This window comes from Methylophilus glucosoxydans (assembly GCF_042676145.1).
Lineage (GTDB): Bacteria > Pseudomonadota > Gammaproteobacteria > Burkholderiales > Methylophilaceae > Methylophilus > Methylophilus glucosoxydans.
This window is the reverse complement of the sequence record NZ_JBHTJW010000002.1, coordinates 91,007-104,478: the sequence shown is the minus strand read 5'-3', so window position 1 is coordinate 104,478 and position 13,472 is coordinate 91,007. Positions and strand designations below refer to the sequence as shown.

At 52.9% G+C, this 13,472-nt stretch carries 13 protein-coding genes and 1 tRNA gene; 10 read left to right on the top strand and 4 right to left on the bottom strand.

What is annotated here, in order from left to right; genetic code table 11:
- Positions 1 to 85: 85 nt before the first annotated feature.
- The 9 genes from ACFQ1T_RS03055 (at position 86) to ACFQ1T_RS03015 (ending at position 7,384) form a co-directional block, all read left to right on the top strand.
- Positions 86 to 159: transfer RNA gene (locus ACFQ1T_RS03055), tRNA-Gly, on the top strand.
- Positions 160 to 170: 11 nt separating this feature from the next.
- Positions 171 to 1,028: a bifunctional hydroxymethylpyrimidine kinase/phosphomethylpyrimidine kinase gene (thiD, locus tag ACFQ1T_RS03050; RefSeq protein WP_313984730.1), complete on the top strand. Its 858-nt coding sequence runs from the start codon at positions 171 to 173 to the stop codon at positions 1,026 to 1,028.
- Positions 1,012 to 1,638: a thiamine phosphate synthase gene (thiE, locus tag ACFQ1T_RS03045; protein ID WP_379073886.1), complete on the top strand. Its 627-nt coding sequence runs from the start codon at positions 1,012 to 1,014 to the stop codon at positions 1,636 to 1,638. Before thiD ends, thiE begins: the two co-directional genes overlap by 17 nt.
- A gap of 70 nt (positions 1,639 to 1,708) precedes the next feature.
- Positions 1,709 to 3,079, top strand: coding sequence for a UDP-N-acetylmuramate:L-alanyl-gamma-D-glutamyl-meso-diaminopimelate ligase (mpl, locus tag ACFQ1T_RS03040; RefSeq protein ID WP_379073884.1), 1,371 nt, complete (start codon positions 1,709 to 1,711; stop codon positions 3,077 to 3,079).
- A 15-nt stretch (positions 3,080 to 3,094) separates the two neighbouring features.
- The gene (locus tag ACFQ1T_RS03035; protein WP_275357535.1) at positions 3,095 to 4,048 is read left to right on the top strand and encodes an energy transducer TonB; all 954 of its coding nucleotides are present in this window, start codon (positions 3,095 to 3,097) and stop codon (positions 4,046 to 4,048) included.
- A 31-nt stretch (positions 4,049 to 4,079) separates the two neighbouring features.
- A complete protein-coding gene (locus ACFQ1T_RS03030; protein WP_194749691.1) occupies positions 4,080 to 4,394 on the top strand; it encodes a (2Fe-2S) ferredoxin domain-containing protein in 315 nt (104 codons plus the stop codon).
- 12 nt (positions 4,395 to 4,406) lie between these two features.
- Entirely contained in the window at positions 4,407 to 5,693 is a 1,287-nt protein-coding gene (locus tag ACFQ1T_RS03025; RefSeq protein ID WP_379073881.1) for a biosynthetic peptidoglycan transglycosylase, read from the top strand.
- Between the two features lie 44 nt (positions 5,694 to 5,737).
- Positions 5,738 to 6,823 (top strand): pseudouridine synthase, encoded by a 1,086-nt coding sequence (locus ACFQ1T_RS03020; RefSeq protein ID WP_379073879.1) that lies wholly within the window; start codon positions 5,738 to 5,740, stop codon positions 6,821 to 6,823.
- 171 nt (positions 6,824 to 6,994) lie between these two features.
- Positions 6,995 to 7,384, top strand: a complete 390-nt coding sequence (locus ACFQ1T_RS03015; protein WP_379073877.1) for a YidB family protein — start codon at positions 6,995 to 6,997, stop codon at positions 7,382 to 7,384.
- Positions 7,385 to 7,426: 42 nt separating this feature from the next.
- Here the strand turns inward: ACFQ1T_RS03015 and pyrE are convergent, their stop codons facing one another.
- The gene (pyrE, locus tag ACFQ1T_RS03010; RefSeq protein ID WP_379073875.1) at positions 7,427 to 8,074 is read right to left on the bottom strand and encodes an orotate phosphoribosyltransferase; all 648 of its coding nucleotides are present in this window, start codon (positions 8,072 to 8,074) and stop codon (positions 7,427 to 7,429) included.
- A 27-nt stretch (positions 8,075 to 8,101) separates the two neighbouring features.
- Between pyrE and ACFQ1T_RS03005 the strand changes: the two genes are divergently transcribed.
- The gene (locus ACFQ1T_RS03005) at positions 8,102 to 8,875 is read left to right on the top strand and encodes an exodeoxyribonuclease III (protein WP_379073873.1); all 774 of its coding nucleotides are present in this window, start codon (positions 8,102 to 8,104) and stop codon (positions 8,873 to 8,875) included.
- Between the two features lie 851 nt (positions 8,876 to 9,726).
- On the opposite strand, the gene ACFQ1T_RS03000 is transcribed toward ACFQ1T_RS03005, so the two are convergent.
- From ACFQ1T_RS03000 to ACFQ1T_RS02990, 3 genes are all read right to left on the bottom strand, one after another.
- Positions 9,727 to 10,971 carry an AmpG family muropeptide MFS transporter gene (locus tag ACFQ1T_RS03000; RefSeq protein ID WP_338655868.1) on the bottom strand — a complete coding sequence of 415 codons (1,245 nt, stop codon included), beginning with the start codon at positions 10,969 to 10,971 and terminating at the stop codon, positions 9,727 to 9,729.
- Between the two features lie 172 nt (positions 10,972 to 11,143).
- The gene (locus tag ACFQ1T_RS02995; RefSeq protein ID WP_194749612.1) at positions 11,144 to 11,464 is read right to left on the bottom strand and encodes a c-type cytochrome; all 321 of its coding nucleotides are present in this window, start codon (positions 11,462 to 11,464) and stop codon (positions 11,144 to 11,146) included.
- Between the two features lie 13 nt (positions 11,465 to 11,477).
- Positions 11,478 to 13,346: a methanol/ethanol family PQQ-dependent dehydrogenase gene (locus ACFQ1T_RS02990; RefSeq protein ID WP_194749611.1), complete on the bottom strand. Its 1,869-nt coding sequence runs from the start codon at positions 13,344 to 13,346 to the stop codon at positions 11,478 to 11,480.
- Positions 13,347 to 13,472 lie beyond the last annotated feature (126 nt).

Genomic DNA, 13,472 nt, shown 5'->3' with positions numbered 1-13,472 from the left:
GCCGGACAGTTGTCCGGCTTTATTTTTATGCTGAATAATGTTTTGTATTCATGCTAACACCAAGTAAAATAGAGCCCGTTCATCTGCGGCTGTAGTTCAATGGTAGAACGCCAGCTTCCCAAGCTTGATACGCGGGTTCGATTCCCGTCAGCCGCTCCAAAGGATTTTTCATGGCAAATACCCCTCCCACCGTTTTAACGTTTGCGGCCACAGATCCCAGCAGTGGTGCAGGTGTGCAGGCCGATATTCTGGCGCTCTCCAGCATCGGGTGCTACCCCTTGTCAGTGATTACTGGCATTACCGCGCAAGACACAGTGGGGGTAGAGAGCGTGATGCCACTGGATGCAGACCTGATCAATGATCAGGCACGCACCATTCTGGAAGATGTCTCCGTCAGCGCGTTTAAATTGGGTTTGCTGGGGAGCGTTGAAAATGTGGCAGTGATTGCCGAGATTGTGGCTGATTACCCGGATGTGCCGCTCATCATCGATCCGATTCTCGCGTCTGGCCGCGGCGACGAGTTGTCGAATGAAGAAATGCAGGCCGCGATGTGCGAGCTCTTGTTCCCGCAAGCCACTCTGATTACGCCTAATAGCCTGGAGGCGCGTCGCCTGGCCTATTACGATGAAAGCGACGAGGTGAAGCATAGCTCGCTTGAAGAATGTGCGCTACGCCTGCTGGGCATGGGGGCTGAATATGTGATGATCACGGGCACGCACGAGCGTTCAAATGACGTCGTGAACAGTTTGTATGGTTTACAAAATGGCGTGCCTGGCCTGATCAAGGATTATCACTGGGAACGTTTGCCTGGCAGTTATCATGGCTCTGGCTGCACGCTCACCAGTGCCATCACCGCATGTTTGGCACATGGCTTGAGTATGGAAGAAGCCGTGCACGAAGCACAGGAATTTACCTGGCAAACCCTGCGTCACGCCTTTAGGCCGGGCATGGGGCAGTTTATTCCCGACCGTTTCTTCTGGGCACGTGAGTCCGAGGTACAGGAAAAGGCGAGTGAGCTTCAGCATTAAAGGTTTGTATCTGGTCACGCCAGATTGTGATGACACTGCACTGTTGTGCGAACAGGTGACGCAGGCCTTGCGTGGAGGCGTTGCCATTGTGCAATACCGTCATAAAACGGCCACCGAGGCCTTGCGTCTGGAGCAAGCGGCAGCCTTGTTGGCATTATGCCGTGGCGCTCAGATTCCCTTTTTGATTAATGACCATGTTGATCTGGCCGCTCATCTGGATGCAGATGGCGTGCATGTGGGTCAGCATGACCGTGCCATCACGCAGGCACGCGCCCTGCTCGGTAAACAAAAAATCATTGGCGCTTCTTGCTATAACCAGTTTTCGCTGGCGGAACACGCGCAAACTGCGGGGGCGGATTACGTGGCTTTTGGCGCCTGTTATCCTTCTTCTACCAAGCCGAATGCGCCGCGTGCCGAGACTGCGTTGTTTGCGCAAGCCAGGCAACAGTTGTCTGTGCCGGTGGTTGGCATTGGGGGGATAACGTTGGAGAATGCCCGTCCATTGATCACGGCTGGCGCGGATGCACTGGCCGTGATCAGCGATATTTTCCAGGCGCAAGATATCACTGCCCACTGCCGGGCATATCAGTCTTTATTTGCGTCAAATTGAATCACATCACTACCGTTTTGCCAGACGTTGTTTGGTAAAATGCATGCGTTAATCTGTTCTGGTAAATTCTATGCATATTCACATCCTTGGCATTTGTGGCACGTTTATGGGCGGCATCGCCGTGCTGGCCAAGGCGGCCGGGCATCGGGTCACTGGCTGTGATGCCAATGTGTACCCGCCTATGAGCACCCAACTCGAGGCTCAGGGCATTGAGTTGATCCAAGGCTTTGATCCTTCGCAAACCGGCTTGCAGCCTGACATTTACGTGATTGGCAACGTGGTGACGCGCGGCAATCCTTTAATGGAGGAAATCCTCAATCAGGGATTGCCTTATATTTCTGGACCACAGTGGCTGGCAGAGAATGTGCTGCAAGGTAAATGGGTACTGGCCGTGGCCGGGACACACGGCAAAACCACCACGTCTTCGATGCTGACCTGGGTGCTGGAGTACGCCGGGTTGGCGCCGGGCTTTTTGATTGGCGGCGTGCCTGAAAACTTTGGTGTTTCTGCGCGGTTGCCACAAACACCCAGGCAAGATCCGCAATCGGTCTCCCCTTTCTTTGTGATTGAGGCCGATGAATATGACACCGCTTTCTTCGACAAGCGCTCAAAGTTCGTGCATTACCGTCCGCGTACAGCCGTACTGAATAATCTGGAATTCGATCATGCAGATATCTTTGACGACCTTGCCGCCATTGAAAAGCAGTTCCATCACCTGGTGCGCACCGTGCCTCAGCAAGGTCTTGTGGTTGCGAACCAACAAGAAAGCCTGGACCGGGTACTTGCACGCGGGTGTTGGAGTGCTGTGGAGCGCATAGACAGCGCGAGTGGCTGGCAAGTGCAACATGTGGACGCCCAAGGTCGTTTTGATGTGTTTTTTAACGGTGAGCGCCAGGGCAATGTGAGCTGGAATCTGCTCGGCGAACATAACCGTAATAATGCGCTGGCTGTGATTGCTGCCGCCCGCCATGTCGGTGTTGCACCTTGCATAGCGATTGAGGCCTTGAGCGAATTCAAAAACGTCAAACGCCGCATGGAAGTCAAAGGCGTGGTTAACGATATCACGGTGTATGACGATTTTGCCCACCATCCTACCGCGATTGCCACCACGGTTGCAGGCTTGCGTGCCAAAGTGGGCGCAGCTCGCATTCTGGCCGTCCTCGAGCCGCGCTCTAACACCATGAAACTAGGTGTAATGAAAGAGGCCCTGCCCGAGAGCCTGCGTGATGCCGATGCCGTATTTTGTTACGCCAGCAACCTGGGCTGGGATGCTGCAGCGGCGCTGGCGCCGATTCAGCACAAAGCCCAAACCTTTGATGACCTGACACAGTTAGTGGCCGCTATCAGCGCCATGGCCAAACCTGGCGACCATGTGCTGGTGATGAGCAATGGCGGGTTCGGCGGCGTGCACCAGAAATTATTGCAGGCTTTGCAGGGATAAACAGGCAGACGCCGCATGGGCCTCGTGAAAGGTTTCAGCAAACAGTCACCACTGGTATGGGCCTTGTGGGCTTCTTTACTGGTGCACGCCGTATTGCTAACTCTCCATTTTCAGCCCGAACTCAAGGCGTTTAAAGACCAGATTCCCTCTTTGCAGGTGATGCTGGTCAACAGCAAAACCCGCAGTGCGCCAGAAAAAGCGGATGCGCTGGCACAAGCCAACCTTGATCGCGGCGGCAATACCGATGAAAAGCGGCAGATGAAAAGTCCGCTGCCCAGCGTGCAGCAATTACAAGCAGCCTTGCCCGCTACGCCACAGGCAAACACCGCCTCAGCAACGCCTGCCGCGGCCCCGCAAGAGTCTGAGCTGGTTCGAGAAAAACAGCGGGTGACCCAACTGGAGCAAGAAGCACAGGCACTACTGACGCAACTAAAAGCCAGTACATCGGTCACTAGTCTGCAGGCGCCGTCCACATTGCCGCATCCATCCAGCAAAGAGCAACCGCCGGCAAAATTGCTGCCAGAGCAATCACAGCCGCAATTGGCTGCCATGCAAGAAATGGCCAAGCTGGAAGCATTGATTGCCAAGCAGCAGGAGGCCTATGAAAATCGCCCCAAGCGACAATTTATCGGTGCCCGCACGCGTGAATATCGCTTTGCGAATTATGTGGAGCAATGGCGGCAAAAAATTGAGCGTGTGGGAAACCTGAATTATCCGCAGGCGGCCCGAACACAAAAGTTATATGGTCAATTGCAGATGACGGTGTCGATCAAGGCTGATGGGTCGATAGAAGATATTCGTATTCATCGCAGCTCCGGGCACAGGTTGCTCGATGAGTCCGCACGGCGCATTGTGCAATTGGCCGCGCCGTTTCCGGTATTCACTGAAGACATACGTCAGGATACCGATGTGCTGAGTATTACCCGTACCTGGAACTTTACCAGGGATGACCAACTTTCGACTGAGTAATGTGCAGTCCCTATTTACTGAGGCAATTTAGATGACTCCAAGCCACTTTCAATACCATGTCTTTTTCTGCCTGAACCAGCGTGAAAACGGTGAAGACTGTTGTATGAACAAAGGTGCCGAAGCGGCTTTTGATTACATGAAAAAGCAGGTCAAACAGCAAGGCTTGGCTGGGGCTGGCAAAGTGCGGATTAACCGTGCCGGTTGCCTGGACCGTTGTGGCGTTGGCCCGGTCATGGTCGTCTATCCAGATGCGGTCTGGTATACCTTTGTCGATGAAAGCGATATTGACGACATCATCGAAAGTCATCTGCAGCAAGGCAAGGTTGTGGAGCGCCTGGTGGTCTAAGCATTGCTCAACATGGTCAGACTCTGGTGCAAACGCCTGTTACTCACGCTCTTGGCAGCTTTCCTGCTGACAACGCTCGCCGTCACCGCCTGGATTTGGCAGCCCTATGATAAAACTGCCTGGCGAATAAAGCTGCCGATAGGCAGTGGCGTTCAGGTCCGTGTGTTGCCGCTGTTCATGCTGGCGACCTCGCCGGTTGGCCGCTGGTGGCTGGACCACAAGGCATTTAGCCTGCACCATGGCCAGATCCGCTTGTATGATGCAGACGGCTTGCGTGTCCACTGCCAGCAATGCTGGTTAATCGCTAAATCGGTGAGTGATAAGCCTCTGATGCTGGAAAGTGTCGAGTTATGGCTCAAGCTGAATGGCCAGCAACTTCACGGACACCTAGTTGCGCAGTCCTCAGCGCTCCCCAATACCCCTTCCGCAATGCCCCCCACGCCCGCCTTCAAAATCAACTTTGAAGGCAAAGTCACCATGCACGCCTTAAAGCTTAACTGGACGCTGCCTGCTACCCCCTTAGCACGCTTGCTGGCGCCTTTGGCCAGTCATTCCTCCAGCATCGCGCAGGCGCATGTCTCAGGCATTCTTAGCGCCAGCGGCACCCTGCGCTGGCCCAAGCAGAGCTGGAGTGCACAACCTCAGCTTGAACAGCTGCAAGTGACAGGGCTTGATCTCAGCAAGGTCACAGCGTCGACGGTGCAGTATGATTGCCCCTTGCTTGATGAGCAAAAACATCCTGAAAAAGTCCACTGGCTCAGTTATGAAAACATGGGACATTGGCTGCCGATGGCGGTGATCATTGCCGAGGATGCCGAGTTCAGGCACCATCCCGGCTATGTGCTCACGCAAATGCGTCAGCTATTAGGTAAGGAAAGCACGGATAAAGCGGTAGGCGGCAGCACCATCACCCAGCAGGTCGTGAAATACATGTTCACCAATGGTGAACGGACCTGGAGGCGTAAAATCGAAGAATTGCTCTACGCGGTGCAGCTCGAACATACTTTAAACAAAACACAGATTCTTAATTTGTATCTGAATACGGTGGATTGGGGCCCTGGGCTGTGTGGTGCACACGCAGCGGCCAACTATTATTTTGGCCTGGAGCCTGCCAAGATGAATCCGATTCAGGCTGCCTGGCTGGCGGGCATCATCCGCAACCCGCACCGTGCCTGGAAACAACAGTTTATTGCCCGAAACCCCGTATTGTCGCGTGCTGAAAGTATTTTGCACTACATGCCAGAAAGTGCCCGCAAACAGCCTGGCACCCTGAATTTTCGTCCGCTGCCAGTCAAATAAATTACAATAGCGTCTTATTCATTTTCTATGGTGAGACGACTACTTTGTCTACGCTCAAACTCAATAAATCTCCCGCGGCCACAGAACAAAAACGAGAAAAGCCGGTGCGGCCACTTTCACCCGAGCTGCGTGACCGCAGCAAAGCGCCCCCTGTCAAAAAAGAACGGGCTGCAGCCGAGCCGCAAGCGCCCGACGCACAAGCGCTACCCGCACGCAAAGAAAAAGCCGTGCGTGATAAAAAGCCACGTGCATTTGATGGTAAACACGAACAAAAAGAGAGACGCTCACCCACCGCTAACGATGGCCGTCGACAATACAACCGCGACCAGCCGCGTCCACGCATGGCAAAAACCGATGACCGCCCTCCTCGCCCGTCAGCCCCTGCGCCCGCTGCCATTGACCAGCAGCCCCGCTTGTCCAAAGTCATGGCCGACCGCGGCTTGTGCTCACGTCGCGAAGCCGATGACTGGATCGTGAACGGTTGGGTCAAGGTCAATGGTGAAATCATTGAAACCTTGGGCACCCGCATTGACCCAGCGGCCGAGATTATTATCAGTGCCTATGCCAAAGAGCATCAGGCCGAAACCGTCACCATTCTGCTACACAAACCCGTGGGTTACGTCAGCGGCCAGGCTGAAGATGGCTATGAACCAGCAGTGGTATTGGTCAATCCAGACAATCAATGGCCTGAAGATAGCAGCGGTATCGACTTCAAGCGAGGCCATTTGCGTGGCTTGGCCCCCGCCGGGCGGCTGGATATTGATTCAACCGGACTGCTCGTACTCACACAAGATGGCCGCGTTGCGCGCAAGCTGATCGGGGATGACTCCAGCGTTGAAAAAGAATACTTGGTGCGGGTTGAAGGTCAGCTCAGTGCCAATGGCCTGGCTTTGTTGAATCATGGCCTGAGTCTGGATGGGGTGCAGTTAAAACCTGCCAAAGTTTCCTGGCAAAATGAAGATCAACTGCGATTTGTGTTACGTGAGGGGCGTAAGCGCCAGATTCGACGCATGTGTGAACTGGTGGGATTGCACGTCGTCGGCTTAAAACGGATTCGCATAGGCAGTATCAACTTGGGTAAGTTACCGCCGGGACAATGGCGTTATTTGGGCGAGCATGAGCGTTTTTGATTGGTCTTTTCTTAATCGGTAAACAATCTACTTCTAAGATAGTTATTAAAGCAGATTGATTGGCTCTTGGGATCTGTCATTCCGGCCTAGGGCGGATCCAGGCCGGGGTAATCGTTGCCTGGGCGCAATAAAAGAAGAACTATTTGGACAATAAACTAGGAGCAGCCCAGAATGGGATTATTCGATAGCATGGCTGGGGCCATGATGAACAAGGTCATGGGTGATAAAGGTCCATTGGCAAAACTGGCGATGGAGCTATTTCAACAATACGGTGGCTTGCCTGGCATTTTGCAAACGCTGAAAAACGGCGGCTTGAGCGAGCAGGTTGATTCGTGGGTAGGTACAGGGGCGAATTTGAATGTGAGTGCTCAGCAAGTCGGCGTTGCCTTGGGGACTGCAGTTTTGAGCGGGATCGCCGGTAAATTGAATATGACGACCGATGAGCTGAGCAGCAAAATTGCCGAACATTTACCCGATGTGGTGAATCAATTAACGCCGAATGGTGTGGTGGAGAATAATCCGGCACTTATCATGTCGCGCTTGATGGGCATGCTGAAATAAAAAAAGCGAGCCGATGCTCGCTTTTTGGTGGGATCCGCCGGCTTAGCGTACGCAATATTGTGCGCGGTACGCTTCGATGGCCGGGAAATACTGCGCCAGTTTTTCGTTGCCTTGCAAATAGGCAAACAGGTCAGCCAGTTTGGCAATACTGACCACCGGCATCTGGTTGGTTTGTTCAACCTCCTGCACGGCAGACAACTCCCCTAGCCCCTTTTCCTGGCGATCCAGGGCGATGCTGACCGCGCAAGGCGTGGCTCCCGCTTTGCGGATGAGTTCAACAGACTCCCGGATAGAAGTGCCCGCAGAAATCACGTCATCAATAATCAGCACACGGCCGTTCAATGCAGCCCCGACCAACGTCCCGCCTTCGCCATGGTCCTTGGCTTCTTTGCGGTTATACGCATACGGATAATTATGGCCCAGACGTGCAAATGCAATGCTGATCGCGGTCACCAGCGGAATGCCTTTATAAGCTGGCCCAAACAGCATGTCGAATTGCAAGCCAGACTGTAGAATGCTGTTTGCATAAAACTCACCCAGTTTGAGCATGCTGTCACCATCATCAAACAGGCCAGCATTAAAAAAATATGGGCTCAAGCGGCCGGCTTTGGTTTTAAATTCACCAAAGCGCAATACCTGTTTGTGGATGGAAAAAGCAATAAAATCGGCACTGAGTGTGTTGGCAGTCATTTTAAAAAAGCAGAAAGTATTTAAACAATGCGTATTATAACCTTGAACCTCAATGGCATACGGTCAGCCTGCAACAAAGGCTTTTTGCCTTGGCTGGCGAATAGTGGCGGCGAGATTGTGTGTTTACAGGAGCTCAAAGCCCAGGCAGGTGACATGCAGCCTGACATGCTGCAGCCGCCTGGTTACCACGGCTATTTTCATTATGCTGAGAAAAAAGGTTACAGCGGTGTGGGGATTTACAGCAAGCAGCCTGCAGATAAGGTGATTATTGGCTTGGGCCATGCCGAAATAGACGCTGAAGGGCGCTATCTGGAATGTCAGTACGGCAATCTAAGCGTGGTGTCTTTATACCTGCCGAGCGGCTCTAGCGGCGAAGAGCGGCAGCAATTCAAATTTGCTGTGATGGCGAAATTTCTGCCACATCTGGAGCAGCTGATTGCTGGGGGGCGTGACGTCGTGATTTGTGGTGACTGGAATATTGCCCATCAGGAAATCGACCTCAAAAACTGGAAAGGCAATAAAAAGAATTCCGGCTTTTTGCCAGAAGAGCGTGCCTGGATGGGTGATGTGCTGCAACGTGTCGGCTGGGTTGACACTTATCGGACGCTGTATCCGGACACCACCGATGCGTGCTACACCTGGTGGAGTAACCGTGGGCAGGCTTGGGCCAAGAATGTGGGGTGGCGGATTGATTATCAGCTAGCAACGCCAGCATTGGGTGCAAAAGTGACTGCGGCGAGTGTGTATAAGGCAGAGCGGTTTAGCGACCATGCGCCGTTGATTGTGGATTATGCGGATTGAGTAAGCAAGGTTGTTCTTTTTAGCTTGCTGGGATAGTGCGTTCTGTCATTCTGACGTAGGTCGGAATCCAAGTGCTCTAGTGAGTACTTTGTTAATATGATGCCGAATGCATGAAGAGTTTGTTTCGCCTCTAGGCGAGTTACTTTCTGTTGCTTGCCCCACAGAAAGTAACCAAAGAAGAGGGCACCCAGCCATCACGGCCTTTGGCTTCCTTGCGTTGTTGGCTACGGCCGCTACGCTTAACATTGCTGCGCAAGTTAGCCTACGCCGTAACAGACTGCTTCGCAGTCTTAGTTATCAACAAAGTAAGCGGTCACGAAACTCGCCCTGACAGCTCACACAAAACGTGAGCTGTTGCGGAACTCAAACAGCCGATGGCCGACATCCCCCACTTCGCCTCCGCTACTCAGCGTGATGGAATGGGATTCATCTTGCCAAACTCACACTATTGAAATTTGGACCGTTCAAAAACTCTAATTCTTCCTTTAATGCACTACGTGTGGCGCTCAGTGGTTTTTGGGCCCCTATCTGCCGCGCCGAGTAGCGCAGCCAAAACAAGGGAGAAGGGAGCGACTGTTCGAGTCCCGCAGCAGCTCACGTATTTTGTGAGCTGCCAGGTCGAGTTTCGTGACCGCTTGTTTTGGCGAGCAACGCAGGAATGAAGCGGAAGCTAGGGTGTCTTGTTCTTTGCCTTCTTTCTTATGGACAAGCATAAGAAAGAATGGTCGCCTAAAGGCGAAATAGACCCTTCCAAAATCCCAAAGCGCACTCAAAAGTAAATCACAGCCTGTGCAAGCAAAGAAAAGTAACTCGTCAAGAGTCGAAAAGAAACATATTTGTCTGCGAGAAACCTATTTTTCCCGCCAAGGAGCTACCTTAAACAACAGCAACATCCCCGGGATTGCCAGCAAAGTGCACACATAAAAAAACTGCTGCCATCCCAGTGCCTCCACCATGCCACCAGTCAGAGCATTAAAAACCGAGCGCGGTACGGCGGATAGGCTGGTAAACAAGGCGAGCTGGGTTGCGGTATAGGCGGGGTTGGTTTCGCGTGCCATGTAGGCCACATAAGCCGCTGTGCCCAAGCCAACGCCAAAGGCTTCAAAGCCGATCACAATCGCAAGCATGCTGCGTTCCGGGGCACCGATCTCGGTAAAGGGGCCGCTGCCCGCGAGCCAGGCGAACCCCAGGATGGAGAGTGCCTGCACGACTCCAAAGATCCATAAACCGCGGTTAATACCCAATTTCAGCATCCAGATGCCGCCAACGAAGGCACCGGCGATTTGCATGACCAGGCCGCTGCCTTTGGCAATGGCGCCGATATCGGTTTTGCTGAAGCCCATGTCAATATAAAACGGCGTAGCGAGTGCGGTGGCCATGCTGTCGCCCAGCTTGTAGAGCAAGATAAACAGCAGCACCCACAGTGCATGCTGCCAGCCGCTGCGATTAATAAATTCCTTGAAAGGTTCGATCACGGAGGCGAGCAAGGTTTTGGGCGCGCTGGCCATCACGGGTTCTTGCGCCCACAGTGTAAATCCGATACCAGGCAGCATAAACAGGCCAACGACCAAAAATACCTGCGACCAGGCCAGATGGTCTGCCAGAATCAGGGCCAGCGAGCCAGGGACCAAGCCAGCAATCCGATAGGCGTTGACATACAAGCTGTTGCCCAACCCCAGCTCTTCATCGCTCAGTGTTTCGCGGCGGTAGGCATCAATGACGATATCCTGACTGGCCGAAAATAGCGCTACCAGTGTGGCAAGCAGGGCGACCATGCTGATTTCTTGCTGCGGATGGAACATGCCCAGGCCCACAATACTGGCCAGCAGCGCCAATTGAGTGCCCAGTATCCAGCTGCGGCGGCGGCCCAGCGCTTGTAACAAGCTGTAGCGGTCCATCAAGGGCGACCACAAAAACTTCCAGGTATAGGGCAGTTGCATAAAGGCAAAGGCGGCGATGGTTTTGAGATTGAGGCCTTCGCTACGTAACCAGGCAGGCAACAGTTGCAGCAAAAGATACAGGGGGAGGCCAGAACTGAAGCCTAGGGCGACACACATCAGCATGCGGCGTGTAAACAGGGTTTGCGAGATCGTCATGCCCGCATTGTAAACGCTTTTAAGGCTTGGCTAATTTTGGGGCAAAAAAAAGCCAACCCTTGCGGGTTGGCACACTCGGAGATCAATGGTAAAACGGTTGGAAACAGGACGTCAGTGGGCAAGTGAATCATCCATATTGCACAGGCCACCGACGCCTTATTTCGCAGGGGAACTACAAACTCAACACCCACTGGACGATGGTCTTGATATCTTCGTCCTTCACTTGTGGGCTGTTCGGTGGCATAGGCATTTCACCCCATACCCCGCTGCCACCGGCTTTCACCTTCTGGATCAGCTTGGCTTCAGCGGTTTTATCACCTTTGTATTTGGCGGCGACTTCTTTGTAAGCCGGGCCAACGACTTTTTTGTCGATGCCATGGCAAAGCAAGCAGCCGCTTTTTTGAGCCAAGGCCTCGGCGCCACTCCCTGCAATGGCAGAGGCTGTGGCAGCCAGCAAGGCCGTGGCGAGCAAGGTTTGGTTAAACAATTGCATGCGACTTCCTCTCTTATAAGCTGAATACATTCATGGCGCCACCACCAGGTGCGGCGTTGTATTTAGTCAGTTCCTTGTAACCACCGGCAGCACCCAAGCCATCGGTATCATTGGTCAAGCCCAGGTTCATCGCCACGGCCGCCCAACCACCAATGCCAGACAGTACGCCGACGTATTGTTTGCCTTTGTGACCGTAGGTGATCATGTTGCCGACCACGCCGGAACCTACTTGGAATTTCCACAGTTCTTTACCGGTTTTGGCATCCAGTGCTTTCACCCAACGGTCCAGCGTACCGTAGAAGACCAGATCAGACGCGGTGACCAGTGCGCCACCCCAAGCAGAGAATTTCTCCTTGTTGTACCACTGAGCTTTGCCTTTGAGGCCATCCCAAGCCATAAAGCCACCCATCACGCCGTCTGGACCGGCAAACATGGTCAATGTCGCCCCTACCCAAGGTTGACCGGCCACATATTTCGATTCAACTGGCTCATAGGTCATGCACACGTGGTTAAGCGGGACATAGAACGTTTTGGTTTTCGGTGAAAACGCGGACGGTTGTTCGTCTTTAACACCCAGTGCAGAAGGGCAAACGCCTTTTGCGTTGTAATCCTGGTGCGTAGAGTATTTTGGATCCTTGACCGGAATACCGGTTTTCAGATCAATCTTGGTTGCCCAGTTGACGAACGGGTGCATTTTTTCAGCGACCAGCAGCGTGCCGTTGGTACGGTCAAAGGTATAGCCAAAACCGTTACGGTCAAAGTGGGTGGCCAATTGCTTGCCGTTTGCTTCCCACAACACGATTTCGTTCATGCCGTCATAATCCCACTCGTCGTGTGGCGTCATCTGGTAGCCCCAGCGTGCCAAGCCGGTATCAAGGTCACGGGCAAAAATCGTCATCGACCATTTGTTGTCGCCTGGACGTACGTCTGGGTTCCAGGTACCTGGGTTACCGCTGCCGTAGTACATCAGGTTCAATTTTGGATCATAAGAATACCAACCCCATGTTGGGCCGCCGCCATTTTGCCAGCCATCTTTCTGCTGTTGTGGTTTGAGCCAGGTGCGTACACCCAGGTTGGCTTCTGGAAATTTCAGTTGTGCTTTGTCCAGATTCTTGAAGGAACCACCCATTTTGTTACCGCCATTCACGTCTTCGTAGAGAGACAGTGCGCTGTAGTGTGGGTTTTCCTTGTTGAAGTCTGGTCCAATCATCACTTCGCTGTCTGGACCGGTGCTGTAGGCTTTCCAGATCAGGCTGCCATCTTTGATGTTGTAAGCACTGATATGGCAACGTACACCGAATTCACCGCCTGAACAGCCAGTGATTACTTTATCTTTAAACACGTGTGGAGCGTTGGTGTTGGCCGCGCCTGTTCTTGGGTCGTTGACAGTTACTTCCCAAACCTTGGCCCCTGTTTTTGCATCCAGCGCGACCAGTACGCCATTATTCTGTTGCAGCAGAATCTTGCCGTCACCGTAGCCCAAGCCTTTGTTCACGTTGTCGCAACACATGACGGATTGCACATCCGGGCTTTGTTTAGGGAAATAAGACCACAGAATTTTCTGGTCATCGTTCAGGTCCAGCGCATACACGTTGTTAGGGAATGCGGTGTGGATAAACATGGTATTGCCGATGACCAGCGGTGCACCTTCGTGACCGCGGTTCACACCAGTGGCAAACGACCAGGCCATTTTCAATTGTTTGACATTACCTTTGTTGATTTGTGACAAGCGGCTATAGCCCTGATTTGCGTAGTCTTTACGCTGCATGGCCCACTGATTGTCATCTTTCATTAAAGTGTCCAGTTCAGCATCTGCCCATACGCTGGTGCTGATGCTGCCTAACAGTAATGCGCTGATGGCAAGCTTGATACGTTGTTGCATAAATAACCTCCAAAATGGTTGCTTTGAAGCTGGATGAGTTGTGTTGACACGCCGTTAACAAATGCTTCTTTTGTGACGGCTTGATCACTCATTGCAATGCGTGTGCCAACCGCAATCATGTTTTGG

Coding starts and splice junctions, on each gene's coding strand:
- thiD (WP_313984730.1), top strand. CDS start 171: ATGGCAAATACCCCTCCCACCGTTTTAACGTTTGCGGCCACAGATCCC.
- mpl (WP_379073884.1), top strand. CDS start 1,709: ATGCATATTCACATCCTTGGCATTTGTGGCACGTTTATGGGCGGCATC.
- ACFQ1T_RS03035 (WP_275357535.1), top strand. CDS start 3,095: ATGGGCCTCGTGAAAGGTTTCAGCAAACAGTCACCACTGGTATGGGCC.
- ACFQ1T_RS03030 (WP_194749691.1), top strand. CDS start 4,080: ATGACTCCAAGCCACTTTCAATACCATGTCTTTTTCTGCCTGAACCAG.
- ACFQ1T_RS03025 (WP_379073881.1), top strand. CDS start 4,407: ATGGTCAGACTCTGGTGCAAACGCCTGTTACTCACGCTCTTGGCAGCT.
- ACFQ1T_RS03015 (WP_379073877.1), top strand. CDS start 6,995: ATGGGATTATTCGATAGCATGGCTGGGGCCATGATGAACAAGGTCATG.
- pyrE (WP_379073875.1), bottom strand. CDS start 8,074: ATGACTGCCAACACACTCAGTGCCGATTTTATTGCTTTTTCCATCCAC.
- ACFQ1T_RS03005 (WP_379073873.1), top strand. CDS start 8,102: ATGCGTATTATAACCTTGAACCTCAATGGCATACGGTCAGCCTGCAAC.
- ACFQ1T_RS03000 (WP_338655868.1), bottom strand. CDS start 10,971: ATGACGATCTCGCAAACCCTGTTTACACGCCGCATGCTGATGTGTGTC.
- ACFQ1T_RS02995 (WP_194749612.1), bottom strand. CDS start 11,464: ATGCAATTGTTTAACCAAACCTTGCTCGCCACGGCCTTGCTGGCTGCC.
- ACFQ1T_RS02990 (WP_194749611.1), bottom strand. CDS start 13,346: ATGCAACAACGTATCAAGCTTGCCATCAGCGCATTACTGTTAGGCAGC.